The organism is Streptosporangium heterodermiicola (genome assembly GCF_051390675.1).
Classification (GTDB): Bacteria; Actinomycetota; Actinomycetes; order Streptosporangiales; family Streptosporangiaceae; genus Streptosporangium.
This window is the reverse complement of record NZ_JBPJSR010000074.1, coordinates 1-1,178: the sequence shown is the minus strand read 5'-3', so window position 1 is coordinate 1,178 and position 1,178 is coordinate 1. Positions and strand designations below refer to the sequence as shown.

Sequence of the window (1,178 nt, the reverse complement as noted above, 5' to 3'; positions counted from 1 at the left end):
GTACTGATCAAGAAACGTAGGCGTGACAAGCTTGTGCCCCGTTGATCGGGATCATTTTCGCGGGTGACAGCCTGGATGTATGAGGTATTCAGACAGGAGCGGAGGGCTGTCTGCGCGGGTCCGGGAACAGCGGCAGGAACTGCGGTTGCGGGCGGCGGACATGTTCGCCGGGAACATTAAGCCGCCGCGGGTGGCCCAGTTGCTGGGCGTGACGCGTAAGTCGGCCTATGAGTGGCATCGGGCATGGCGGGCCGGCGGCAAGGCCGCACTGGCCTCCAAGGGAGCCACCGGTAACGGCTGCAAGTTGACCGATGAACAGCTGATGCACCTGGAGACGGCCTTGGAGCGGGGAGCCGCCGTCTATGGGTGGAGTGACCAGCGCTGGACGGCACCACGGGTCGCCACGTTGATCGCGGAGACGTTTCACGTGTCCTACACCGCCCGTGGGGTGGTGTATCTGCTGAGGCGGCTGGGCTGGTCGTTTCAGGTGCCGGTGCATCGAGCCGCCCGGCGTGACGAGGCGCGGGTCACCGAGTGGACGAGGATGGTGTGGCCGGCGATAAAAGCACCTGGGCGGCTTGGGGATCGTGGCTGGTCTTCGCCGACGAATCCGGCCAGAGCCTGAGACCGCCCCGAGGAAGGACCTGGGCCCGCAAAGGCCAGACGCCGGTGCTGGAGGTCTCCTACGGTGATCGGGGCCGCGTCTCGATCGCTGCTCTGATCTGCATCAAGCCAGGTCATCGCGTTCGGCTGATCTACCGCACGATCACTTACCACCAGCGCCGGGGTGAGCGGAAAGGGTTCGTCGCGGCCGACTTCAAGGCTTTGCTGCATGCGGCTCATGCCCAGTTGGGTGGTTCGATCTCGCTGGTGTGGGACAGCCTGCCCGAGCACGTTAGCGCGCAGATGCGCGCGTGGATCAGCGCCCAGGCCGACTGGTTGGTGGTCTATCGATTACCGCCGTACGCGCCTGACCTCAACCCGGCCGAGGGCATCTGGTCCAACCTGCGCATCGCCATGCTCAACTTCGCTGTCCGCAGCATTGACGAGCTCACCGCTCTGATCAAGCACCGGCTCAATCACATGCAGTACCAGCCCGAGCTCCTGGCCGGGTTCATCGCCCAGACCGGCCTCATGATCTCCGAGCCGATGTAACGCTCGGCTTTCTCGCTCAGTAC

General features: G+C 64.6%; 1 protein-coding gene. It reads left to right on the top strand.

The window, feature by feature from the left end:
* The first annotated feature begins 79 nt into the window (after window positions 1-79).
* Window positions 80-1,155 (top strand): IS630 family transposase gene (locus ACSC1Q_RS42935; protein WP_436764503.1). Its coding sequence is split into 2 segments (ribosomal slippage): window positions 80-623 and window positions 623-1,155, totalling 1,077 coding nucleotides; the frame shifts between segments, so codons are not numbered across the junction.
* Window positions 1,156-1,178 lie beyond the last annotated feature (23 nt).